The sequence below is a fragment of the Streptomyces sp. GbtcB7 genome (assembly GCF_019091445.1).
Lineage (GTDB): Bacteria > Actinomycetota > Actinomycetes > Streptomycetales > Streptomycetaceae > Streptomyces > Streptomyces mirabilis.
In genome coordinates this window covers 1-20,964 of record NZ_JAGXJM010000075.1, presented here as the reverse complement: position 1 = coordinate 20,964, position 20,964 = coordinate 1, and the positions used below count along the sequence as shown (strand labels likewise).

Below are 20,964 nucleotides of genomic sequence, written 5' to 3'. Positions count from 1 at the left end.
TTGGGCACAGCGACATCCTTCCCACCCGCCCCGCAGGGCAAGCCAGTTCAGATGTCACCCGATCGTGCACCAGACCCCTATGCGGTGTCGGCATACTCCTCTGGCTGCTCCAGCAAGTACAGAGATACGTGCACCACGTTCGAGCCCTCTCTCGTAGGGTCTGCCTGTGAATTCAGACGCCGTAGGAGGGGGTCCTGTTGGAGGAGAGCGAGGCGAGGCGGCTCGCAGAGGAGTTCGGTCGTGGCTTGACCGAGCAGTGGGATGAATGGGCCTTTGAGCTGGGCCTGTGGGCGACCCCGGCCGTCACGGGCATGTTCGGCTTCACCTGGCACCCCACCGCGAAGGGCAAAGATGGGCGTCCGATCCGAGTGGGCGGAAACTGGCCCATCCTCGTGGACCAGGACACCGGCGCATGCCGACTCGTGCGGGGGCCGAACGAGTTCGCGGCTCTCAGAGGCACGTCGGCGGCTCGCAATGCCCGCTGGACCACTGCCCGTAGAAGGCGCCCGCCCAAGTAGCTGGGGCCTCTCGCCAACCGGGTGTCAGGCTGCGTCGTTGCGATCGCGTTGGATGGCGGCGAGTCGGTTCTTGAGTCGGTGGCTTGGGCCGTTGATGGAGATGACTCCGCAGTGGTGGAGGAGGCGGTCGAGGATGGCGGTGGCGAGGACCTCATCGCCGAACACCTCTCCCCATTCGCTGAAGGTCTTGTTCGAAGTGAGGATGATCGAGCCCTTTTCGTATCTCTTTGAGATCACTTGGAAGACCAGGTTGGCTTCCGCGCGGGCGAGGGGCTGGTAGCCGACCTCGTCCAGAACGAGAACGGCTGGCCGTAGGTAGCTGCCGAGTTTACTGGTCAGGCGCCCTGCGGCTTCGGCGGCGGTGAGGTTGCGGACCATGTCGTCAAGGCTGGTGAAGTAGATCGAGTAGCCGGCCCGGCGGGCCGCGACCGCGAGAGCGACGGCGATGTGCGTCTTGCCCACCCCCGGCGGCCCGAGCAGGGCAGCGTTGGCCTTGGCCTCGACGAACGAGAGGGTGGCAAGGTCCTTGACCTTGCGGGAGTCGAACTCGGGCTGGAACGAGAAATCGTAGTCATCGAGCGTCTTGTGGTGCGGCAGCTTCGACAGCCGCAGGCCCTGACGGAAGCGGCGGTCGTCACGGACGGCGAGTTCTTCGGACAGAACCAGGTCGATGAAGTCGAGGTAGCCCATCTTGGCCTCATCGGCCCGCTGCGCGTACTGGGTCAGGGCCTCGGCCAGGTGCGGAAGGCCCAGCTTCGCGGCCGTGCTGCGGATGCGGGTGGAGACCAGCTCGCTCAAGACGATTCCTTCGTGCTCGGGTGGGTGGTGAAGGCGGGTGCCGGTCAGCTCGTCATAGACCGACAACGGCCGTCGGCCGACCTCGACCTGGGTGGCCGCGGCCCGGTTCAGCAAGGCCAACAGCGATCCCGCCTCCGCTCCGCCGTCCTGCCGGCGGGGTGCGGGCAGGTCTCCGCCCGCTGTGACCCGGCGGCCGGCTCCGGTGGGCAGACCGTCCCAGTGCCGCTCGTCCACGACCCGGGCGCCTCGGCCAACTGCCCGCGGGTGGGTGGCCAGCAGGGTCTCTCCCTGGCGATCGGGTGTGGTGGCATGCAGGGTGACTTGGGACTTCGTGGCTCTGATCTCGACCAGCTGCCGCGGGCGGATCCGTAGAGCCGGCACCGAGTAGAGGTTCGCTTCGAAGGCGACGAGGCAGTCCTTGCCGACATAGCGAAGGTGCCGCTGGGTGACCACGTATGGGGTGGCCGGCAGGGGACGGAGAGCCATGTGGTCGCGGACCGCCCGCAGACCGATGACCTCGCCGTGAGTGCCATGGACCTTGGCCCGCCGCAGCGGGACCCAGGCAGTGAAGGCGGCGTTCAGTTCCTCGATGGAGGAGAAGGCGCGTCCAGCCAGGACGTGGTCGCGGACGATCAGGACCTGGCGCTCGACCCGGCCCTTTCTTGGCAGCTGCACACCCGCTCCGATCTGTCCTTCAACGAGCTCGCCCGCTGGGTCAACCCCATGGTGGCGGGCTGGATCAACTACTTCGGCCGCTTCCGGCCGTGGGAGCCGCACCCCTTCTGGATGCGCATCAACGCCTACCTGGTGCGCTGGATCCGCCAGAAGTACAAACGACTCAAGGCCAAGCGGAAGGCCAGTGCGAAACTGCGGGAGATCGTGCAGCGATCCCCCCGCATGTTCGCGCACTGGCGCCTCACCGTGGACGCCTCACTGGTCTGATGACCAGGACGACAAGAGCCGTGTAACGGGCGACCGTTATTACTCCAGCCGTAGATCGTGATCTTCATGTCTGATTCGCGGCTTGTCGTCGGTAATGACTGGCTTGGGCTCGGGCGTGGTGGCGGCGTCGCCAGGCGGACCAGGCGAGCCGGTGGGCTACCTCGCGCACGGGCCGGACGACCAAGGTGATGAACAGTCGCTGGATCTCGTTGCAGGTGAGAGGGATAAGTCTGTCAGGTGCGGGGCGCCGGGGCGGGGTTCGGCCAGATCGATGACCGCCCAGTCGTAGAAGCGGTGCCCCTTGGCACCGGCCCCAGCCGACAGCTTCTGCCAGGCCCGCTTGGGCACCTTCGCGGCCAGGGCATCCGCGCGGAACTTCCCCGCGCCGGTGGTGGCTTCATGTGAGCAGGCGACGGCGAGCACGTAGCCGACCTGGCGCTCTTCCAGCGCGGAGCACAGCTTTGGGTTGCCGCCGTAGACCTCGTCTGCCGCGACCCAGCCGGCGCGGTGCCCGGCATCGAGAAATCGGCCGATCATGCGGGCGGCCAGCTCCGGCTTGGTCGCGAAGACGGTGTCCCCGTCCAGGCCCGCGGCTCGGCAGCGATCTGGGTCGCACGTCCAGGAGTGCGGTACGTACAGCTCCCGGTCCACCGCCGCGTGCCCACGCAGTCCCGCGTAGACGAGGTAGACAGCGACTTGCGCGTCTTCGATCCTCCCGGCGGTGCCGGTGTACTGGCGCTGGACGCCGACGGTGTGTGTGCCCTTCTTCACGTCCCCGGTCTCGTCGACCACCAGCACTGCACCCTCGTCGTGTAGATGCTCCAGGACGTACTCGCGCACGTCATCGCGCACGGCGTCGGCATCCCATCGGGCCCGGCCGAGCAGGTGCTGCATGCCGTCCGGGGTGGCCTCTCCGGCCCACTCGGCGATGCTCCAACAGTTTTTGCGTGGCAGGTCCGACAGCAGCCCCAGCATCAAATCCCGTACCCGACGCCGGGGTTCAACCCGGGCGAACCGGCCGGCTATCCGGCTCATCAGGCCCTCGAACGCTTCCTGCCAGCGAGCAGGGTCCACGCTGTGACCTGCGGCCATCGCAAGATCGTTAGTCTTCACACACCGATGATCAGCGGTGGCCGCAGCCTTCCCGCAGCCGACCCACGAGCAAGATCAAGGTCTATGGCTGGAGGTCGCGCTGGTACCAAGTGCCTGACTTGCCGCCGAGATCGGCCGGGGTGGCAGGGCCAACCGAGACGAACCCGGCCTTGGCCAAGACTTTCTGGGACGCGGCGTTGTCGTGGGAGGTGGCCGCCCGCAGTGTGAGCAGGCCGTGCATCGCTGTCGCCATCCGGCACAGCTCCCGGACGGTCGCGGTCGCCACGCCGCGGCCGGCGACCCGCTCCGCGACCCGGTAGCCGAGTCTGGCAGTGCCGTCCTCCAAGTCGTACAGGTTGAACCTGCCGAGTACCGAGCCGTCCTCGGCGACGAGCACGTAGAAGGCGCAGATGCCGGCCTCCTGCTCGGCCAGCGAGGCGTTGTACCGGTCGGTGAACTGGTCGAAGAAGTCGTCGCCGCGGTCGGAGATCGAGGCAGCGAAGTAGGTGCGGTTCGCCAGTTCGAAGGCCAGGACCGCCGGGGCGTGGCCGGCATGCAGCCGCTTCAGCTCGGGCATTGCCCGACTCTACCCAGATCGTGCGCTGAGGCCACCTGAGTTTCCGCCAGTGGTAGACAGCCCCAAGACCAGGGCACATAACGATCTACGGCTGGAGTTAGTACTCCAGCCGTAGAGCGTGATCTTGGGCTTCCCGGTCATCTCCTTGCCGCCGCGAGATGGGAGGTCAACTGCGAGGACACCCAGCTGCAACTCGGCGAATCCGACAAGGGCCGCCTGAAGGGTCGTTGGCCGACGGGCTATCTTGCCGGGCATGCAGACTATGGACTGGAGTGGTGCCCGGGAGCGGACAATCGCTCTCTACGCACGGCAGGGATCGAAGGCCAGTGCTGTTCTCCCGCCGGTTCTAAGTGAGGCTCAGGTGCGTCAGGCCGAGGAACAGTTCGGTGTGGTGTTCCCTGACGACTATCGCCAGTACCTGTTGCGCGTCAGTGCCGGCGGGCGGGTTCGCAGGCTTCGGGTCGATCAGCGTGGCTGGCGCTGGGACGGCGACCAGCCTGCGGACCGTGCGAACCTGCATGTTCCGTTCCCGGACCACGACACCGCTCTCGCAGCGAGCGAAGATCTTTGGCTGACCGAACCCCAGGAGGGGGACTACGCCTCTGTTGCGGCCTACCAAGCCGATCACGACGCGTGGCTGGAGACGGCCGATGCCGTCGAGGACGCGCGGACTGCCGGGGCCGTTCCTCTCTGCGATGACGGCTGCGGCTTCTACACCCTCCTCGTGGTCAGCGGACCCATGCGTGGTGCCATGTGGTTCGACGGACGCGCGACCTGCGATCGCCTCAACCCGCTCTTGAACGACGACGGACAGCCAGCCTCCTTCCGCGAGTGGTACCTGGACTGGCTCACCCGCGAGGAGCTGCTGACGACCCCGGAACTGCGTCGTGCGGCAAACGACCGCTGGCACGCAGGGACGGACGTGCCCATCTGGCTGCGCTGGTTCGGCTCGTGAGCCGTCAGTGCTCTGGCCGCACGCTGCGTGACCGCCGAACGCGACCGGTTGCGCCGCTAAGAAGCGTCCTGAACCCGATCCGCGCCGCGGATGTCCGGCATGCTCTGCCCATGACGAACTGGGCCCAGATGTGGACCGACTACCTGGCTGGCCTCGATGACGACCAGCGCTATGCGGCGCAGGCCCTCCACAACCGATTCACCGAGCTCGGCGCCGACGAGCCGCTGGCATGGGCATTCTCACAGGTCACAGAGGGCATCCCCCAGATGGCCCGTTACCTCATCCTGCGCAGGTTCTGGTCCGAAGCCATCAACCAGTGGGAACAACCACGCGCGATTGACGCGCTTCCTGCTACCCACCGGCTGCTCGCCTCCGGTGCTGACCGGGCTGACATCGCCCGAGTCGCACGCGCCGCTGCCTTCGAGACGATCGCGGCCGTGGTGAACGTGCTTGATGAAGGCTTCGCATCAGATCTCGACGATGACTCCCTGCCGGGATGGTGCTTGCAGGAAACCACCAGGGACGGCACTCCCACCGGACGCTCCATCGGTGGTCTCCACGAGAGCCTCCTGGAGACCGACCCTTCCGGCAACGAGGCCGAGGACCTCTGGGAGTAAGAACGTGTCCTCGCCCGCGATTCCTCCGGCACCCTGTGGCTCGACCCCGGCACCGGCCACGTGAGGCTCGCCTACCTCAGCGCCTACAACGACACGAGTGACGGCGTGGACCAGCCCCACGTCTGACGACGGGGATCACGTCGTCGGCGGCTACGGATCCCGCCCGTAGAACACCGCGCGCAAGCCCCAAACGGTGTCCTGTACCGCCGCTTCGTCCTGGCCCTCCAGGCGCTCGTCCATTTGAATAGCTCCTCGACCTCCTGGACGGAATTCGTGGCGTGCGCGTCAACCGGGCAGCATCACGCCCAGTAGCAGCAGGAGCGTCACCGGCAGAAGTGTGATCATCAGTGCCGCTCCACTCGCCAGGATGCGGAGCGTTCTGAACGAGCGGCGGTGGGGCGGGGCCCAGGCCACGGCGAACAGTGCGAGGGCCCAGCAGAGAACTGCTCCGTATTGGCCCATGCCCGCCTGCGCCCGGATCGCGCCGTACTCCAGGGCGACGACCGGCAGGCCGAGCGCGGATGCCACCAGGGGGATCCTCCACCAGGTCGGGTGGTCTGCTCGGCGCTGAGGCGCGGCGTTCTGCGTCGTCATGAGAGCCACTTCATCAGCGCCGGCTGCCACGGGCATCGGGGCGCGTACTTATGTGCGAGGCGCGTTCCGTCTGAGTAGGGAGCCCATGTCGAGGCCCGGAGGAGCGGCTCGCCGTGCGCGGACATACGGGCTATGGCGGCGTCGTCAGCGGGAGGGCCGCCGATGTGGGCGTGCAGGTCGCGGTGGATCCGCTCCAGCAGACGGACGGGCCCAAGCCCACCGACGCCGGCGCCAAGTTCGGCACCGTCCCGCAGCTATAGGGCAGCAGCTGCAGCACGGAGACAGACCCGCGCACCCCTCCCGGGGGACGCGGGTCTCTGCCGTTGTGCAGTCAGGCGCCGCCCCGGTACGGCGCTGGCGCGCAGATTTGCAGTGGGGTTTGTCCGGGTGGGGCGGTCCCGCCCGCTCTGGCCCCGAGTCGGATTCCGGACCTGCGGCGACCAGTTCAGCTGAGATGTGGAGATGCAGGGAATCTCCTCACGCAGTTCGAGTTGGCTGGACAATGCGGTCCGGGGGTGCGTCATGACACCGACGAGTCGTATCTGGACACCACCGCGTCTGATGGCGGCCGCGGTCACCGCCGCTCTCGCAGTCGCGGTGCCCGCGGTGCTCGCCGCGGCCGGAGTTCGGCTGTGGTGGCTGCTGGGTTTGGGCGTCGTGGTGGCCGCGGTCGGTGGGGTGTTCGCGCCGGGCCTCGCGGACAGCTACCGGCGGGCGCGGGAGCGGGGCGAGGACAGCGGGCGCGCGCTGGTCAGGGACTCCGTGCTGCGCAGGGTCCGGGAGATCACGGACCCGGTGCTGGATCTGGGCGTGCACCCTTCGCGGCACGCGGATCCCCTTGGCGCCGCGGCCGGGCGCGTGGATGCGGCCGGCAGCAGTGACCGCGTCCCGCCCTATGTGCCGCGGGACATCCACGACCGGTTGGTCGAGCTGCTGGCCGCCGGCGGTTTCGTTCTGCTGGTCGGGGAGTCGATGGCTGGAAAGTCCCGGGCCGCGTATGAGGCGATGCGGGCCGCGCTTTCCGATCACACCCTCATCGCCCCGCGCAGCAAGTCGGTGCTGGCCGACGCCATCGAGCGGGCCGCTCGGCTGCCCCGCTGCGTGCTGTGGCTGGACAACACCGAGCGCTTCCTTGGGTCCGACGGGCTGACCTCGACCAATGTCGCCCGGCTGATCGGCGGGAGCGGCCACCACCGTGTCGTACTCGCCACGCTCCGCTCGGCCGAGATGGCCCGCTACACCGACGCCGCGCATCCCGACACGACGGACACAGCGGAAGCCAGGAACGTACTGGAGCAGGCCACCCAACTGCGGCTCAGGCGCCCCCTGACGTCCGCGGAGCGAGAGCGGGCCCTCACCCGCGCCTGGGACCAGCGGATCGCCGACGCGCTCGACCACGCCGACGAGTACGGTCTCGCCGAATACCTGGCCGCAGGCCCCGAGCTCCTCAACGACTGGGAGAACGCCTGGGAGGCCGGCCACCCACGAGCAGCGGCCCTGATCGCGGCTGCGGTCGACTGCCGCCGCGCTGGACTCACCCGGCCGCTGCCGCGCACCCTGCTGGAGTCCCTGCACGAACGCTATCTAGCGCGCCGAGGCGGAAACCGGCTCGGCCCGGAACCCCTCGACGAGGCCTGGGCCTGGGCCATGCACCCGCGACGCGCCACGACAGCGCTCATCCGACCGAGCACTGACCCAGACAGCGAACCAGCGGCCGTGGAGGTCTTCGACTATCTGGTCGACGCTACCCAGCAGGACGCAACGCCCGAAAACTGTGTTCCCGAGCAGACCCTCACCACTGCGCTGGCCCAGGGCGACGCCACCGAGGCCGGACAGATCGGCGCCATGGCCTACGACTACGGCCACTACGAGCTCGCCGCGCGGGCCTTCGAGCGGGCACACGCGTTGATCAGCGCCGACCTAGGTTCCGAGCACCCTTCTGTGCTGACCTACCGCAGCAACCGCGTGGTGATCCTTGGCGAGCTCGGCCGCTTTGAAGAGGCCGAGACCGAGGCCCGCGCCGTACTGGAGATGCGCACCCGGGCTCTGGGCCCCGAGCACCTCGATACGCTGGCTAGCCGCTCGATCCTGGCCAGTGCGCTGTATGGCTGCGGCGAGTATGAACAGGCGGAGACCGCGGGGCGCGCCGCGCTTGAGGCCTTCACCCGCACCCTGGGGGCGGACCATGTCGATACCCTCACGACCCACAGCCTTCTGGCGGCTACGCTGCGAGAGCAGGGCCGGCTCGAAGAGGCGAAGGCCGAGTACACCAAGGTGTTGGATGCCCGCACCCGGGTTCAGGGCGCTGACCACCCCCACACCCTGGCCAGCCGCTATGGCCTCGGTACGACCCTCGAATTCCTGGGCCAGTACCGGGAGGCCGAGGCCGAACTGCGGGTTGCGTTGCAGGGCCTGGCCCGCGCTTTGGGCCCCGAACATCCCAGGACCATCATCGCCCGCGGCCTGCTCGCCAATGCGCTCAAAGGCCTAGGTCGGCTGGAGGAAGCGGAGGCAGAAATGCGTGCCGCACTCTACGTCCAGACCCGGCTCCTAGGTCCCAAGCACCCCAACGTCCTGCAGAGCCATACAAACCTCGGCATTCTGCTCCGTAGGCTCGAGCGCTACGGGGAGGCGGAGGCCGAGGCACGCATCGCGCTGGAGGGCCGCACCCGCGTCCTGGGCACGGCTCACCCCGAGACCGCCATTAGTCGCGAAATCCTGGCCAGCGTGCTCCGTTACCAGGGCCGCAACGACGAGGCCGACCGCGTTGTCGGCTGACTGTTCGACAAGCCCGCTGCTGAGCGGGACGGTCCCGCGTCGTCCTCCTGGCCGGCTCCGCCAGCGACCAGCAGGGGGCTCGCTCGACGGTCTGAGTAGCCGTTGCAGGGGCATTGATCAACCACAGCACGGGTCATTACGGTATGTGAGTGGATGATGACGAGGGGCGATCGCTTCTCCGACGTGATTCGGCTTCTGCTGCTCATCGCGGCGGTGTCTGATCCGTTGAACGAGGCAGAGCAGCAGGCCGCACCGAGGAATGCGGTGGCTGTGCTGCGTGCTGAGGGGCGCCTGCAGAAGCTGGACTTCTGGTCGCGTAACCCGGACTACATGGCCGACGAGCTTCTCAACGACTACGAGCACGAGCGTGAGAAGGAGGCCATCAACCTGGAGTTGGCCGGCGGCATCCTGGATTCGGATGAGCCGGAGATCTGCGCCATCCCGATGCTGCGTTATCTGTTCGGGTCGTTCGAGTACATCGACCAGGCGATGAGCGTCCTGGCCGCACCGCGGCTGGTGGTGGTCGTGCCGCGGCGCACCGCTGAGCGGGTCATTTGCCCGTGGCCGCGCACTTGTGACACTGGGGGATCAAAGTTTCCGTTGACGCAAGGGTGCGTTTTGGACCCGTGGTCACCCGCGGAGCAGCTCGGCCAGCACCTCGGCTTCGCTGATCTCGGGCTGCTTGGTCGCGGTGAGGAGCGTCAAAGTCCGGTCTTTGGCGAGGTCGCGCAGGTGAGCCAGCGCGTCTGCATGCTCGGGATCTTCGAGTTCGGCCCGGTAGCGATGGCTGAACTCCGTGAAGCGTTCCGGGTCGTGGCTGTACCACTTGCGCAGTTCCGTGGACGGGGCAACCTGCTTGCACCACTCGTCGAGATGGGCCTTCTCCTTGGTCATTCCCCGTGGCCAGATGCGGTCGACCAGCACTCTGGTGCCGTCGGCCTGCTCCGGAGCCTCGTAGACCCTACGGACGTGCACGGTCTTCTTGCGTGCCATGGAGGAACCTCCTGGTGAGCTGGGTACTCCGCTTCTTTCGGCATCACACGTAGTAGCGGGCGATGATCTCAAGCCGTGCCACCTCGTCCGGCCCCGGATAGGCCACCAGCACCGGCAGACCGCTGGGGTCCATGCCCTCGAGAAGGGTGAATCCCTCAGCCTCCCTTGTGTATACATGGCCGGACCGGGCTCTGAGCACGCGCTCGCACCGCTGGAAGTCGTCGGGGCCGTCCGCCGTCCAGATCACGTACTGCGCGCCGACATGGCCCGCCGGGTGGGGCGCGTGCGGTCCGACGGCGCGCAGATACACCTGGAAACCATTGTGGCCCACGAGGAGGGCGGCGGTGGCGGTGCGTACTGTGACCTCCATGTTCAGCAGCTCCTGGTAGAAGTCCGCAGATGCGTCGTGGTCGTGGACGAACACCACGACCGAGGCCAGCCGCGGCCCTCGCATATCCGGTCCCCCACCGGCCGACCCCGAATCCGCCGGGGCCGGTGCGCTGTGCGGGCCAGAGGGCGCTTCCTGTGGGTGCGTCATGGGGGACCCTTCCGCCTTCGACTGTGGTACGAGGGCTCTTCTCCCGGTTTCCTGGGCCGGATTCCACGCTACCCGGCCCGCCTCCTCCTGGCCGATCGGCGTAGCAGACCGTGAACGGTGTCGGCTGGGGGTGGTCGGCCTGGCCACGCGAGGAAGCCTCCGATGATGGTTCCGTAGGCGAGGTGCGCGGCGAGGGTGACGATGGGTGTGCTGGGGCCGTAGTTGAGCATGAGGAAGCCGGGTGGTTCGAGTAGTGCGAGACGTGGGGTGCGCTGGTCTGGGGTGGCCCATGCGTGGGTGAACGAGGGGCAGCAGGATGTTGACGAGCGCGGTGTCCGGCCGGCAGTGCGGGCAGGCTGGTGCGCCGTCCTCGGTGAGTGCGCGCAGTGCCGTCGTGACGCCCTTGGAACGCTTCCCCGCCTTCCAGCAGTCGCCGGTGTGGACGTACATCGACTCCTGACTGACCAATGTCACCGCAGGTTGATGGCCGCGCGGCAGTATCAACGAAGTCTGAGCAGCTTCTCGTCACCGCGAGGTGCCCCGATCTGCCCGGTGCGGCAAGTGGCTCGATTTCTTCCGCTTCTGCGGGGAAAGCCCACTCCATCCGCAACAGCGTGGATGTCTGGAACGCCTATGGAGCCGCCACCTCATGAGCACCCCACCGGCGCGCACACCCTCGGCGCCTTCCTGGCCGCGCTGCGCGCACGGCGCGGACCCCGCCACCGGCTCCGTCGGCTGCCGTGGCATCCACGTCCCCGGCCATACGGTATGTCTCGCTCACCTTTCGGACCCGGACCGTACCGCCTACCTGGCTGGCCTGACCCCCGGCGCCAACATTGACCATCGCGGTACCCCGTCCACCCGACGACTCCTCACCACCCTGCTCGACGCCCTCCGCGACCCCGCCACCAGAACCCCCAACCTCGGCAAGGCCCTGTTCAGCGAGGCGCAGTTCTCCGGAGCCGTCAAGTTCGACGGGGCGCGATTCTCCCGCTTCGCCAGGTTTGATGGGGCGCAGTTCTCCGGCCACGCCAACTTCAATGGGGCACGGTTCTCCGGTGCCGCCGACTTCAGTAGGACGCGGTTCTCCCGCAACGCATGGTTCGGCAAGAACCCGTGGGCCGACCCCGCCGAATTCGAGGGGACACAGTTCTCCGGCCACGTCGACTTCTCTAAGGCATGCTTCCTCGGTAGAGCCGAGTTCGGCCAGGCACAGTTCTCCGCCGTCAACTTCTCCCAGGCGCAGTTCTTCAGCGCCGGGTTCGGCGAAGCGCAGTTCTCCAGCCTCGCCGGGTTCGACCTGGCGCAGTTCTCCGAGGAAGCGTACTTCGGCATGACGCGGTTCTCTGGCGACGTCCGATTCAACCATGCGCGGTTCTCCGGCGACGGCGTATTCGACTGGGCGCAGTTTTCCGGCGACGTCCAGTTCGGCGGGGCGCGGTTCTCCGGCACCGCCAAGTTCGACCTCGCGCGGTTCGAAGGCGCGTCATCTCTCGGGCCTATGGTGTGTGCCTCCGAGGTCCGCCTGTCCGGCACGGTGTTCACGGCGCCGGTGACCCTGGAGATAGCGGCGCAGAAGGTGATCTGTGAGCGGACCCGGTGGGAATCGACGGCGACCATCCGCCTGCGTTACGCGGCGGTGGATCTCAACCACGCGGTACCGTCCGCTCCCGTGGCCGTCACCGCCTACCCCGTCCCCTTCACCTACCTCGGCAACCCGCCGATCGACGAGAGCCTGCTGGCAGGCGCCACTGGGGTGCGGGTGGCCTCGGTGCAGGGTGTCGACGCCGCGCACCTGGTCCTGACCGACACCGACCTCACGGACTGCCTGTTCTCCGGGGCCTTCCACCTCGACCAGCTCCGCCTTGAAGGACGCACCGCGTTCGCCTCCACCCCGACCGGCTGGCACTACCACGGCATCTGGCCGGCGCACTGGACTCGTCGACGCACCCTTGCAGAGGAACACCATTGGCGCGCCCAGATCGCCCGCCAACCCGTCCTCCCACCTGGCGAGACGCCGCCACCCGGGCAGTGGCGCACCGGCCCGCACCACCCCGACACTGCCCTCACCTCCGACCCCGAGGATGTTGCTGCCCTGTACCGGCAGATCCGCAAAGCCTTCGAGGACGGCAAGAACGAACCCGGCGCCGCCGACTTTTACTACGGCGAGTGCGAGATGCGCCGCCACGACCGCACCGGCACCCCGAAAGGCGAGCGCCGACTGCTATGGGGCTACTGGCTGCTCTCCGGCTACGGCCTTCGCGCCTCCCGCGCCACGGGCTGGCTGCTCGCCGCCATGTCCCTCACCGTGCTGCTGCTCGTGGGCTTCGGCCTGCCCACCCGCGACCCTGACCCCGCGACCACCGGAACCCTCCGGGGCAGCAAGATCAGCCTTAACACCAGCACCCCCGCACCTGCCTTGCACGGCGACTGGGACCAGCGCATGACCTGGGAACGCGTCGAGAAAGGCACCCGCGTCGCCGTCAATTCCGTGATCTTCCGCTCTTCCGGGCAGAACCTCACCACCGCCGGTACCTACATTGAGATGGCTTCCCGTCTCCTTGAACCCACCCTCCTGGCCCTCGCCGTCCTCGCCATCCGCGGACGCATCAAACGCTGACCGCACCCGCGCCACAGGGACCCCAAATACTCAAACTTCGCTGTCAACAGCTCAAGGTTCACTGGCACCGGACAGTTGTGCTGTGTCAGTGCACCGTGAGCGTGTGCCATGGAAGGTTGACCGTGCTGGGACTGAAGCGGCGACGATGGTCCCGCAGGCCGAGCTCGGTCAGCCGTTGCCGGAGAGGACTGGGATCTCGTCCACGAGGTGCGACAGCGCGTCGTCGCGTCGGAGATGGTGCTGCACGCACTCGCCCGACCGGCGCCTGGTCCTCGCCGCCGTCGACCCGTACGTCGACCGCGGCGTCCTCGCCGAATGGATGGAACGCGAGGAAGAGCGACGCCGCGCGCTGTCCGGTGACGCCGTCTTTCAGCGCTCCTGGCGCAGGAAGTCGACGTTCCGCCTCTTCAAAAAGCCGCACAGCCCCAAGCCGATCCCCGTGACTGCGCCCGTGGGCCCGACGATCCCGGCTGCCGCGAACGTCACGTCCCCAGCACCGCAGCCGACGTCGAGGACCCTCATCCCGGAGCTGAGCCCCGCGAGACGCAGGGCCTGCGTTGTGATCGGGTCGTACAAACGGGCCTGCAGCACAAGCCGATCCATCTCCGTGGGCGAGTGGCCCAACGAGTAGGCGGACTCCGCCCGCGCCCCCGTAGCTGTCATCGGCCGTCACCTCGGACCGGGAGCGCCGGATCGGTGGTGTTCGACTGGCTGAAGAAGGTGTTCCATCCCTTGATGAGGGAGATCAGATCGCCGCAGTAGCTCCTCTCGGCCTTGATGTACGTCCCGCTCCGGAACCGAAGGACCAGGCGACGGCGTTCATGACCTCGAGGTCGTAGGAAGGCGCCGTCTCGAAGAATCTGGAGAGACGGCCGCCGATCGTGGGGAAGCGTCCTTCGGGGAGCTTGAGGGCATAGAAGGCAACTCTCTCTATCCAACCGGTGGCCGGGGAAATAGTCACCGCGAACGTGTACGCACCGCGGGACAGAAACGTGGCCGTATCCTTGAAGAGACGGTTGTCCGGCACAGCGGCGCCTGCCAGTGCGGTGAAGCGCTCGCACTGGATTTGCTGATAGGCCCGGGTGCCCTGAAGTAGAGGTTGACCGTCCCGCGGTGATAGTCCACCGAGACATGACGTACGTAGTCCAGTCCCAGCCGGTGAAAGGCGGAACCACGTTCCCCGACAAGCGACGGCACGCCAGTAACGCCGAGGACGTCGTCCAACGGTCGAGTGCCATTCAAGTACACCCAGGCTTTGGTCAGTCCACGATCGGCGTCGAAGTCGCAGGACTGCTCCGGAGTTCCGTCGTAAAGCTCGCTCCAAGACTGTACGAGGTCTCCGAGGGCGTTGTCGGCCGCGATGAATCCCGCGCGTCTGGCCACGGTGACGGTGTCCATGGGGCGCCGGCGTAGAAACGGTAGTTCAGGTCGTCGCCGGTCCGGTCAGTGGTACGCAACAGGACGGCTCCCTCGCTGAACGCCGGGCCGTAGGCGTCCAGTACCGCGCGAGTCGTTGCGTAGGAGAAGGGTGCCGCGATCGCTTCCGCCGTAGTGCGGATGTCCTCCAGAAATCGCGACTGGGAGAACTCACAAGAACGCACGGTGATCCTTCTTCCTGTATGGCTTCAGGGGACGCAGGTCAGCAGGACGACAGACGTGCGGAAAGCGACGTTGAGACGCTTTCCGCACAGTCGGCCGCGCTCTACTCGTGTGGTGAGTGTTTGATCTTCGCGATGGCATTCCCGTCGAACCAGGAAGCCGAGCGCAGCGTGGCCATCCACTGCTCCTGCTGCGCAGGAGTCAGCCTGTCGATGAACAGCACACCGTCCAGGTGATCAGCCTCGTGCTGGATACAGCGGGCCAGTAGTCCGTCCCCGACGACCTGAACCGGATCGCCCCGCCTGGTGAAGCCCTTCGCCACGACGTTCATCCGACGCCTGGTATCCAGGTAGACGCCGGGGATGGACAGACATCCCTCTACGCCGTCCTGTTCCTTCTCGTCCGGGAAGTCTAGAACGGGATTGACCAGGTGGTCCAAACCGCCGTCGGACAATTTGGGGCTCCAGACGAACACGCGGAACCCGACACCGAGCTGGGGCGCGGCAAGCCCGGCGCCTCCGCTGTCCCTCAACGTCTCGCGCAGGTCGCCAACCAATCTGCGCAACTCACCGTCGAAGTCGGTCACCAGCTTGGCCGACTCCCGCAGAACCGGGTCACCGAGTTCCCTGATCGGCACAACCGTCATATGAACCTTTTTCTCATCGAACGGACACCATCTGTTTTCGGGGGTGATGAGGCATTCATCAACGGAACCGCCTGTTGTTCTGAATCCCCAGTCTGTCCAGGTGCGCCTCAGCGACCACCACGACGGGTCAGGAGACCGGCGGCTCGGAGAGGTACGGGAAGTGGTCGAGGAGCGGACCGTGCCTGAGTCCCGAGGAGAAGTCCTGGTTCACGATCATCTTGATGATGTTGGACGCGATGTCCTCCCTCACGCCCTTGCCGTTATGAAGGTCGCACCACGGGTCCCAGTCGGCGACGGTTCCAGGTGTGAACGTGAGGACGTTCGGGAGCAGCGTGTCCGCCGCCCACGCGCCGTAAGCCCGTGCGGTCGGGAAGCGGTGGGGACGTTTCCCGTACGTCCCGCCGGCCTCGACGACCGCCGCGATGTTGTCCCGCACCTGACCCCAGATTCCCGAGGCGGGATCGGTCGCGGGGTGGGCGGGCCGGCCCACGAGGTCGTCCGTTGGGACGGAGGCGTTGTAGTCGACGTGTGCCGAGCCATTGGCGAAGTCGAAGAAGGTGGTCATGTTGGGCTCTGCGGCGCGCTGGAGCTGGACCCAGGTGCTGTGCCCCTTGTCGAAGTACGCGGTGGTCGCCCAGAAGTGCACCCGGCCGTGCCCCGTGACCTCGACGGGTACCTCAAGCACGAAGGATCTGACGCTGGTGTTCGCGAAATCGTCGTGGGCGGGACGCAGTGCGTCGAAGTCGGGGAAGGTACCGGTCGCCAGTGCCTTCGTCGTAGCGACGGGGAACGGAATGAAGTTGTAGAACGGGTCGCGGCGTTGGCCGGCGAAGAGCTTGATGCCGTGGCGGCATTCGACGACCTCTCCGACGGGCGCGTTGGGGGGAGTGATGATCGTGCCCGAGGCCTCGCGGTCAGTGGCTGCGGCGCCGGTGAGCTGCTCCACTTGCACGTACTGCGTGCCGTCGGAGCCGATCGGGAAGGTGGCCCGATACGTGATGTCCTCGACGTAGTCGCTATTGGTGTCGATCTTGAGCTCGTAGTAGCCCGCGAGATTCCAGGGCTTGCCGTACGTCGGCGAGGTGTTCATCCCGAATACCGTGCGGGGGCCATGGCGGTCGCCGGCTCCGGCAAAGCAGTAGGCGTCGCTGATGTCCAGCGTTTCGTCTTCCGGGTAGTCGAAGTGGTGGGACATGGTGCTCCTAGCGGATCTGGGTGTTGGGGGAGTACGGATTGCGGGAAAGCGGCTGCAGCGCGAGCGTGTAGAACCAGTTGTGGTACGGAGCCTCTTTCGTGGCGCCGAACTCGGTGTAGAACCACAGGAACGGCAGCTTGCGGGCATCCCACGTCACGCGGTCGGTTCTTCCGTTCACGTGGCTGAGCTCGTACCAGCCCTCGGTGAAGCCGCTCAGGATCGCGATACGGGTGGGAGCGCCGCGTTCGGGGATGATCGACGCGTCGACCGTGGTGCCGTCGGTCGCCGTCATGTGCGGCCACGTGGACTGGGCCGACGCGAGGTGCGGACCGTGGTAGTAGTCCTGGACGGGTACGGCCTTGATGCCCGTGGGCAGCAACAGACGGGTTCCCGTGGCCAGCAGCGGGGCGTGGTACCTCCGCTCCGTTCCACGCACCAGGTCACCGGTGGCCTTCGGGAGGCTGTCCGGCCGCGCCGCCGTGGCGGCCACGGCAGAAGTGGCCGAACCGATGCCGTACAGGACAGGAAGGGCGGCGAGACCGCCAAGAACGCCGCGACGGCCCAGGGTTCCCCCCTCCGTGACGTCGGCGCCCTCGGTTTCCGCACGCGCTCGTCTGCCTTTGATCATGTTCGTTCACGTTCCTCTCTCGCACTGGTCACAAGCCGCCGACGCTGTGAGCGCCCGGTCCGGCCATAGGCGCTGTCGTTCTGCGGGAACTCGGAAATGGGCAGTGGCCCGGGGCTGACCCGGCCGGCAACGCTCGACAGGCCGACCTCGCTGATCTCACAAGCCAGGGTCTGTGCCGTGCGAGTGATCTCCTCGATCGCGGAAGCTCGGCGTCGAGGACGTCGAACACTCCGAAGGCAGTGGCCTCCTGACGGAACCCGAACCGCGTGACCGTGTGCCGCTCCCGCTGAGCCGACTCCTGCGCGCCGCGCAGCACGGCCTGCGCCCCGTCGGCGCATTCGGCCCTCGCTGCGTAGGCACCAGCAGACCGATCTTCACCGTCGCTCCTCATGAAGAATGGCCGGATCACCGGCTCGACACGAACCTACGGTGCTGATCGGTGGGCACGTCAGCGGCAGGTACGACACTGGTCATAGCGTTTCCGCCATGCTGGGAGCGGTACTCGTCTACGACCGTGTGTCGACACCAGGCTCGCGGGAATCCTCGACGCGCTGGACAACGCCACGCGACGGGCCGGGAATTCGGCGATCCGCTGCCCCCCGCCGGGCACTTGGTGAGCGCCGAGCCGATCGAGGAGGCCGGCCTGCTGGTCATTCCCGTTACGGGCCGTCCGCCGGCCCGCCGAGGCAGCCGACTATGTCGACTCAGAACCGTCGCTGCCCGCCCAGAAGTTGCTGGCCCGGACGCGCGAGCACGGCACACCTATCGCCTTGGCGTGGGCGGGAATGCGTCCGCTGGTCGAGGCCGTGATCCTGGACGGCCTGCGCTCGACGACGACCTGGCGGCTGTCCCCGGCCTTCAGCATCAGGGACGCCGCGGTGCAGCTTGAGCCGGTTCCCGACCTGGATGGGCCGTCGCGGAGCGCGGTCGGGTTGGCCGCTCGTAGCGTTCCGTCCTCTGCGGAGGTGCCGGGTCACCTGCTGCCACGGAGAGCTGATGTCGTCTTCCCGGTGCGTTCGCGGAGCAGTACGCGCAGGGTGTTGGGGTGTTCGTAGCCGACTTTCCTGGAGATGGTTTCCATGGACAGGTCGGTGGTGCGCAGCAGGTGGGAGGCGCGTTCGATTCTCAGGTCCTGGACGAACCGGATGGGGGACGTTCCGACGGTGCGCTGCACGGCACGCTGCAGGGTCCGCTCGCTGACGCCGATGGCACTGGCCGCCTCGGGGATTCTGATGGGTTCGGCCAGATGCTCGCGGGTCCAGCGCTCGAAGGCCGCGACGGTGGGATCGCTCTGCGCCAGCGCGCTGGGAATCGTGTACGCGGCCTGCGAGGGGCGTTCGTCGACCACGAGATAGCGGGCGACCAGGTCGGCGAGCGCGGGGCTGCCGGCCCGGACGATCGCCAGCGCGAGATCGACATGGCCGAAAGCGGCACCGGCGGTGATGATGCCCTCGCAGCCGATGACCATCCGGCTGTGATCCAGTTCGACCTTGGGATACCTGTCCCGGAACACCGGCGACAGCCACCAGGTCGTCGTGGCACGCAGCCCGTCCAGCACCCCCGCCTCGGCCAGCAGGAAGGTACCCGCGCACGCCGAGGCGATCGTCGCGCCTCGGTCGCGGGTGCGCGCGATGAGATCGCGGAGGGCAAGGGACGTCTCGCCACCCACATGATCGAGCAGCACCGAAGGGTCGCTCCCCGCGAGTGCCGGTACGACCAACAGGTCCGCGGTGTCTGCCTGTTCGAGTGGCTCGGGCGCCACGAGGAATCCCGCCCCGGTCCGCACCTGCGGAGCCGGGCCGACCAGCGTCACGTTCCAGGTGGGCGACGACTCGTGGATCTGCCCGCCCAGCGCGTTGGCGTTGTCCAGAACGTCGAGGATGGCTGAGAGCCCCGAGTCGAACACCCCGTCGTAGACGACGACCGCTATATGCATGGCGGGAACACTATCAACCGTGTCGCTTCTGCCGCTGATGTGATCGCCAGCCGCCGCCATAGGTTCGTTGTGCGCCGGGAGACCGGCGGTCCTCACGCAAGGAGTGGTCACATGAAGGTCGGTCTGTTGGTACGCATCGAGGCCAAGCCGGAGTTTGCCGACGAGGTGGCGGCGATGCTGCGTGGCGCGCAGGAGCTGGCCGAACAGGAGAACGGCACCGTGGCGTGGTTCGCGTTCCGCGAGAGCGCCACCATCTTCGGGGTGTTCGACGCCTTCGAGGACGAGCAGGGACGCCAGGAACACCTGTCGGGCCGGATCGCCGCGGCCTTGGGGGAGGCCGCGCAGACGAAGCTCAGCGCGGCGCCGGTGATCGCCCGGATCGACCTGCTGGGGGCCAAGATCTCCTGACCGGAGCGCCGGGAGCCCTCGTCCGCCCCCTGAAGTCGGCACATCAGAACAGCAGTTGAACAGTCAAGGGAAGTGGTTGGAATCATGGACGCTGTCTACACCGCGGTCGTCACCGCCAACGGCCGGGACGGCCGCGCGGCCAGCAGCGACGGACACCTCGATGTGCGCCTGGCGTTCCCGCCGGCCCTGGGCGGCGACGGCCAGGGCACCAATCCCGAGCAGCTCTTCGCGGCCGGCTACGCGGCCTGCTTCACCAGCACGCTCGGAGTCGTGGGCCGGGCAGCCAAGGTTCCCACCGGCGACATCTCGGTGACCGCCGAGATCGGCCTCGCCAAGGACGCCTCGGACGGCGGCTTCGCCCTCACCGCGGTGCTGCGCGTGAAGCTGCCCGAGGCCCTGCGGAACGAGACCGGCCGCAAGCTGGTCGAGCAGGCGCACGCCGGCTGCCCGTACTCCAAGGCCACCCGCGGCAACATCCCGGTCGAACTCGTCGTGGAGTAGAGGCTCGCCCATCCGCAACGCAACTCGACCGCCGCACCGACCCACTTCCGGTTCAGCACCGACCCACTTCCGGTTCAAGGGCCATGGGGGCCGGCACGAAGCAACCGTGCCGGCCCCCAGCCATGAGCGGTGTCGCCCGACGGGCGGCTCCGCGGTTACGTGATGTGACGGCGGCGCCATGCCGTCGTCCTGCAGAGGAGACTGATTTGACCAGCGTACGAGCGTCGGCGGAGGCTCAGGACTATGAGCGAATGATGGGCATGGTGACGGGTTTCTGGGTCTCCCAGACGGTTCGGGCAGCCGCGCTGTACAACTTCGCGGACCACCTCGCGTCCGGATCCGACACCGCCGAGGCGATCGCCGAGGCGGAGTCCACCGACCCGGACGCGACCCGCCGCCTGCTGCGCACCTGCGCCTCCCTGGGGCTGATGACCTCCGAAGACGGACGTCACTTCACCGGCACGTCCCTGCTGAGCACGCTGCAGCAGGACGACCCCCACTCGCTACGGCACTTCGCCATCTCCCAGTCGGCACCGGGCCATTGGCTGTCGTGGGGCAGATTCCCCGAAGCCGTCCGGACGGGCCGGCACCAGGTCACCGCAGCGCACGGCGAGGCGAACATCTTCGACTACTTCGCCAAGCACCTCGACGAGGCGTCATCCTTCACCGAGTCCATGAGCAATCTGTCACGGGACTCCGCCCGCGACATCGCCGCCGTGCTGGACACCGAGGGCGTCAACCTAGCCCTGGACATCGGTGGAGCCGGCGGTGACGTCGTCCGGGCCATGATGAGGGCCAACCCCGAACTCCACGGCGGGGTGTCCGACCTGCCCCACGTCGCCCCCGCCGCGGCCGAAGCCGCCAAGGCCGAGGGGCTCGACGAGCGTTTCACCACCGTCGGCGGGGACTTCTTCGAGTCGGTTCCGCCGGCGGACCTCTACGTGCTCAAGTACATCCTGCACGACTCGGACGAAGCCAGTTGCGGCCGCATCCTTCAGAACTCGCGGGCACAACCGGCGAAGGGGGGGC

Annotated in this window: 19 protein-coding genes and 4 pseudogenes; 9 read left to right on the top strand and 14 right to left on the bottom strand. The window is 67.5% G+C overall.

Annotated elements, in window-relative coordinates; all coding sequences use genetic code 11:
* Nucleotides 1-542 precede the first annotated feature (542 nt).
* Both istB and KVT44_RS53825 read right to left on the bottom strand, forming a co-directional pair.
* Nucleotides 543-1,316, bottom strand: a complete 774-nt coding sequence (istB, locus tag KVT44_RS53830) for an IS21-like element helper ATPase IstB (protein WP_217576337.1) — start codon at nucleotides 1,314-1,316, stop codon at nucleotides 543-545.
* Nucleotides 1,313-1,976, bottom strand: a pseudogene (locus tag KVT44_RS53825) (IS21 family transposase); the annotation flags it as partial. The pseudogene KVT44_RS53825 and the gene istB, both read right to left, overlap by 4 nt.
* A 63-nt stretch (nucleotides 1,977-2,039) precedes the next feature.
* On the opposite strand from KVT44_RS53825, the gene KVT44_RS53820 reads away from it, so the two are divergent.
* A complete protein-coding gene (locus KVT44_RS53820) occupies nucleotides 2,040-2,258 on the top strand; it encodes a group II intron maturase-specific domain-containing protein (protein ID WP_254651147.1) in 219 nt (72 codons plus the stop codon).
* Nucleotides 2,259-2,322: 64 nt separating this feature from the next.
* Here the strand turns inward: KVT44_RS53820 and KVT44_RS53815 are convergent.
* Both KVT44_RS53815 and KVT44_RS53810 read right to left on the bottom strand, forming a co-directional pair.
* A pseudogene (locus KVT44_RS53815) lies at nucleotides 2,323-3,293 on the bottom strand (IS701 family transposase).
* A gap of 139 nt (nucleotides 3,294-3,432) precedes the next feature.
* Nucleotides 3,433-3,927: a GNAT family N-acetyltransferase gene (locus KVT44_RS53810; RefSeq protein WP_190174025.1), complete on the bottom strand. Its 495-nt coding sequence runs from the start codon at nucleotides 3,925-3,927 to the stop codon at nucleotides 3,433-3,435.
* A 253-nt stretch (nucleotides 3,928-4,180) separates the two neighbouring features.
* On the opposite strand from KVT44_RS53810, the gene KVT44_RS53805 reads away from it, so the two are divergent.
* On the top strand, nucleotides 4,181-4,882 hold the full coding sequence (locus tag KVT44_RS53805; RefSeq protein WP_217576333.1) for an SMI1/KNR4 family protein: 702 nt from the start codon (nucleotides 4,181-4,183) through the stop codon (nucleotides 4,880-4,882).
* Nucleotides 4,883-4,992: 110 nt separating this feature from the next.
* On the top strand, nucleotides 4,993-5,499 hold the full coding sequence (locus KVT44_RS53800) for a hypothetical protein (protein ID WP_254651146.1): 507 nt from the start codon (nucleotides 4,993-4,995) through the stop codon (nucleotides 5,497-5,499).
* A 285-nt stretch (nucleotides 5,500-5,784) separates the two neighbouring features.
* Here KVT44_RS53800 and KVT44_RS53795 read toward each other — a convergent pair whose 3' ends face one another.
* The gene (locus tag KVT44_RS53795; protein ID WP_217576331.1) at nucleotides 5,785-6,093 is read right to left on the bottom strand and encodes a hypothetical protein; all 309 of its coding nucleotides are present in this window, start codon (nucleotides 6,091-6,093) and stop codon (nucleotides 5,785-5,787) included.
* Between the two features lie 113 nt (nucleotides 6,094-6,206).
* Here KVT44_RS53795 and KVT44_RS53790 point away from each other — a divergent pair, with 113 nt between their 5' ends.
* Together KVT44_RS53790 and KVT44_RS53785 are read left to right on the top strand one after the other, a co-directional pair.
* Complete coding sequence (locus KVT44_RS53790; protein ID WP_190174022.1) at nucleotides 6,207-6,353, top strand: hypothetical protein; 147 nt, start codon at nucleotides 6,207-6,209, stop codon at nucleotides 6,351-6,353.
* Nucleotides 6,354-6,615: 262 nt separating this feature from the next.
* Complete coding sequence (locus KVT44_RS53785; protein ID WP_217576329.1) at nucleotides 6,616-8,871, top strand: tetratricopeptide repeat protein; 2,256 nt, start codon at nucleotides 6,616-6,618, stop codon at nucleotides 8,869-8,871.
* Between the two features lie 630 nt (nucleotides 8,872-9,501).
* Here KVT44_RS53785 and KVT44_RS53780 read toward each other — a convergent pair.
* From KVT44_RS53780 to KVT44_RS59590, 3 genes and pseudogenes are all read right to left on the bottom strand, one after another.
* Nucleotides 9,502-9,864: a DUF488 domain-containing protein gene (locus tag KVT44_RS53780; protein WP_190174020.1), complete on the bottom strand. Its 363-nt coding sequence runs from the start codon at nucleotides 9,862-9,864 to the stop codon at nucleotides 9,502-9,504.
* Between the two features lie 43 nt (nucleotides 9,865-9,907).
* Nucleotides 9,908-10,318, bottom strand: a complete 411-nt coding sequence (locus KVT44_RS53775; protein ID WP_229889549.1) for a VOC family protein — start codon at nucleotides 10,316-10,318, stop codon at nucleotides 9,908-9,910.
* Between the two features lie 468 nt (nucleotides 10,319-10,786).
* Nucleotides 10,787-10,852, bottom strand: a pseudogene (locus KVT44_RS59590) (hypothetical protein); the annotation flags it as partial.
* 199 nt (nucleotides 10,853-11,051) lie between these two features.
* On the opposite strand from KVT44_RS59590, the gene KVT44_RS53765 reads away from it, so the two are divergent.
* On the top strand, nucleotides 11,052-13,022 hold the full coding sequence (locus KVT44_RS53765; RefSeq protein WP_217576325.1) for a pentapeptide repeat-containing protein: 1,971 nt from the start codon (nucleotides 11,052-11,054) through the stop codon (nucleotides 13,020-13,022).
* Between the two features lie 369 nt (nucleotides 13,023-13,391).
* On the opposite strand, the gene KVT44_RS53760 is transcribed toward KVT44_RS53765, so the two are convergent.
* The 6 genes and pseudogenes from KVT44_RS53760 to KVT44_RS53730 form a co-directional block, all read right to left on the bottom strand.
* Nucleotides 13,392-13,685, bottom strand: a complete 294-nt coding sequence (locus tag KVT44_RS53760) for a methyltransferase domain-containing protein (protein WP_254651145.1) — start codon at nucleotides 13,683-13,685, stop codon at nucleotides 13,392-13,394.
* Nucleotides 13,686-13,767: 82 nt separating this feature from the next.
* Nucleotides 13,768-14,623, bottom strand: a pseudogene (locus KVT44_RS61340) (aromatic prenyltransferase).
* A gap of 101 nt (nucleotides 14,624-14,724) precedes the next feature.
* The gene (def, locus tag KVT44_RS53745; RefSeq protein ID WP_217576319.1) at nucleotides 14,725-15,267 is read right to left on the bottom strand and encodes a peptide deformylase; all 543 of its coding nucleotides are present in this window, start codon (nucleotides 15,265-15,267) and stop codon (nucleotides 14,725-14,727) included.
* 127 nt (nucleotides 15,268-15,394) lie between these two features.
* Nucleotides 15,395-16,462, bottom strand: coding sequence for a DUF4331 family protein (locus KVT44_RS53740; RefSeq protein WP_217576317.1), 1,068 nt, complete (start codon nucleotides 16,460-16,462; stop codon nucleotides 15,395-15,397).
* Nucleotides 16,463-16,469: 7 nt separating this feature from the next.
* Nucleotides 16,470-17,090, bottom strand: a complete 621-nt coding sequence (locus tag KVT44_RS53735; protein WP_217576315.1) for a hypothetical protein — start codon at nucleotides 17,088-17,090, stop codon at nucleotides 16,470-16,472.
* 973 nt (nucleotides 17,091-18,063) lie between these two features.
* A complete protein-coding gene (locus KVT44_RS53730; protein ID WP_217576313.1) occupies nucleotides 18,064-19,026 on the bottom strand; it encodes a GlxA family transcriptional regulator in 963 nt (320 codons plus the stop codon).
* Nucleotides 19,027-19,137: 111 nt separating this feature from the next.
* Between KVT44_RS53730 and KVT44_RS53725 the strand changes: the two genes are divergently transcribed.
* The 3 genes from KVT44_RS53725 to KVT44_RS53715 form a co-directional block, all read left to right on the top strand.
* On the top strand, nucleotides 19,138-19,434 hold the full coding sequence (locus KVT44_RS53725) for a putative quinol monooxygenase (protein WP_217576311.1): 297 nt from the start codon (nucleotides 19,138-19,140) through the stop codon (nucleotides 19,432-19,434).
* A gap of 84 nt (nucleotides 19,435-19,518) precedes the next feature.
* A complete protein-coding gene (locus tag KVT44_RS53720; RefSeq protein WP_217576309.1) occupies nucleotides 19,519-19,935 on the top strand; it encodes an organic hydroperoxide resistance protein in 417 nt (138 codons plus the stop codon).
* A 206-nt stretch (nucleotides 19,936-20,141) separates the two neighbouring features.
* On the top strand, nucleotides 20,142-20,964 hold an 823-nt coding region (locus tag KVT44_RS53715; RefSeq protein WP_254651144.1), incomplete at its 3' end, for an acetylserotonin O-methyltransferase.

What these genes read in the sequence shown, in the direction of transcription:
- KVT44_RS53820 (WP_254651147.1), top strand. Translation starts at nt 2,040, where the DNA reads ATGGTGGCGGGCTGGATCAACTACTTCGGCCGCTTCCGGCCGTGGGAG.
- KVT44_RS53810 (WP_190174025.1), bottom strand. Translation starts at nt 3,927, where the DNA reads ATGCCCGAGCTGAAGCGGCTGCATGCCGGCCACGCCCCGGCGGTCCTG.
- KVT44_RS53805 (WP_217576333.1), top strand. Translation starts at nt 4,181, where the DNA reads ATGCAGACTATGGACTGGAGTGGTGCCCGGGAGCGGACAATCGCTCTC.
- KVT44_RS53800 (WP_254651146.1), top strand. Translation starts at nt 4,993, where the DNA reads ATGACGAACTGGGCCCAGATGTGGACCGACTACCTGGCTGGCCTCGAT.
- KVT44_RS53795 (WP_217576331.1), bottom strand. Translation starts at nt 6,093, where the DNA reads ATGACGACGCAGAACGCCGCGCCTCAGCGCCGAGCAGACCACCCGACC.
- KVT44_RS53785 (WP_217576329.1), top strand. Translation starts at nt 6,616, where the DNA reads ATGACACCGACGAGTCGTATCTGGACACCACCGCGTCTGATGGCGGCC.
- KVT44_RS53780 (WP_190174020.1), bottom strand. Translation starts at nt 9,864, where the DNA reads ATGGCACGCAAGAAGACCGTGCACGTCCGTAGGGTCTACGAGGCTCCG.
- KVT44_RS53775 (WP_229889549.1), bottom strand. Translation starts at nt 10,318, where the DNA reads ATGCGAGGGCCGCGGCTGGCCTCGGTCGTGGTGTTCGTCCACGACCAC.
- KVT44_RS53765 (WP_217576325.1), top strand. Translation starts at nt 11,052, where the DNA reads ATGAGCACCCCACCGGCGCGCACACCCTCGGCGCCTTCCTGGCCGCGC.
- KVT44_RS53760 (WP_254651145.1), bottom strand. Translation starts at nt 13,685, where the DNA reads ATGACAGCTACGGGGGCGCGGGCGGAGTCCGCCTACTCGTTGGGCCAC.
- def (WP_217576319.1), bottom strand. Translation starts at nt 15,267, where the DNA reads ATGACGGTTGTGCCGATCAGGGAACTCGGTGACCCGGTTCTGCGGGAG.
- KVT44_RS53740 (WP_217576317.1), bottom strand. Translation starts at nt 16,462, where the DNA reads ATGTCCCACCACTTCGACTACCCGGAAGACGAAACGCTGGACATCAGC.
- KVT44_RS53735 (WP_217576315.1), bottom strand. Translation starts at nt 17,090, where the DNA reads ATGATCAAAGGCAGACGAGCGCGTGCGGAAACCGAGGGCGCCGACGTC.
- KVT44_RS53730 (WP_217576313.1), bottom strand. Translation starts at nt 19,026, where the DNA reads ATGCATATAGCGGTCGTCGTCTACGACGGGGTGTTCGACTCGGGGCTC.
- KVT44_RS53725 (WP_217576311.1), top strand. Translation starts at nt 19,138, where the DNA reads ATGAAGGTCGGTCTGTTGGTACGCATCGAGGCCAAGCCGGAGTTTGCC.
- KVT44_RS53720 (WP_217576309.1), top strand. Translation starts at nt 19,519, where the DNA reads ATGGACGCTGTCTACACCGCGGTCGTCACCGCCAACGGCCGGGACGGC.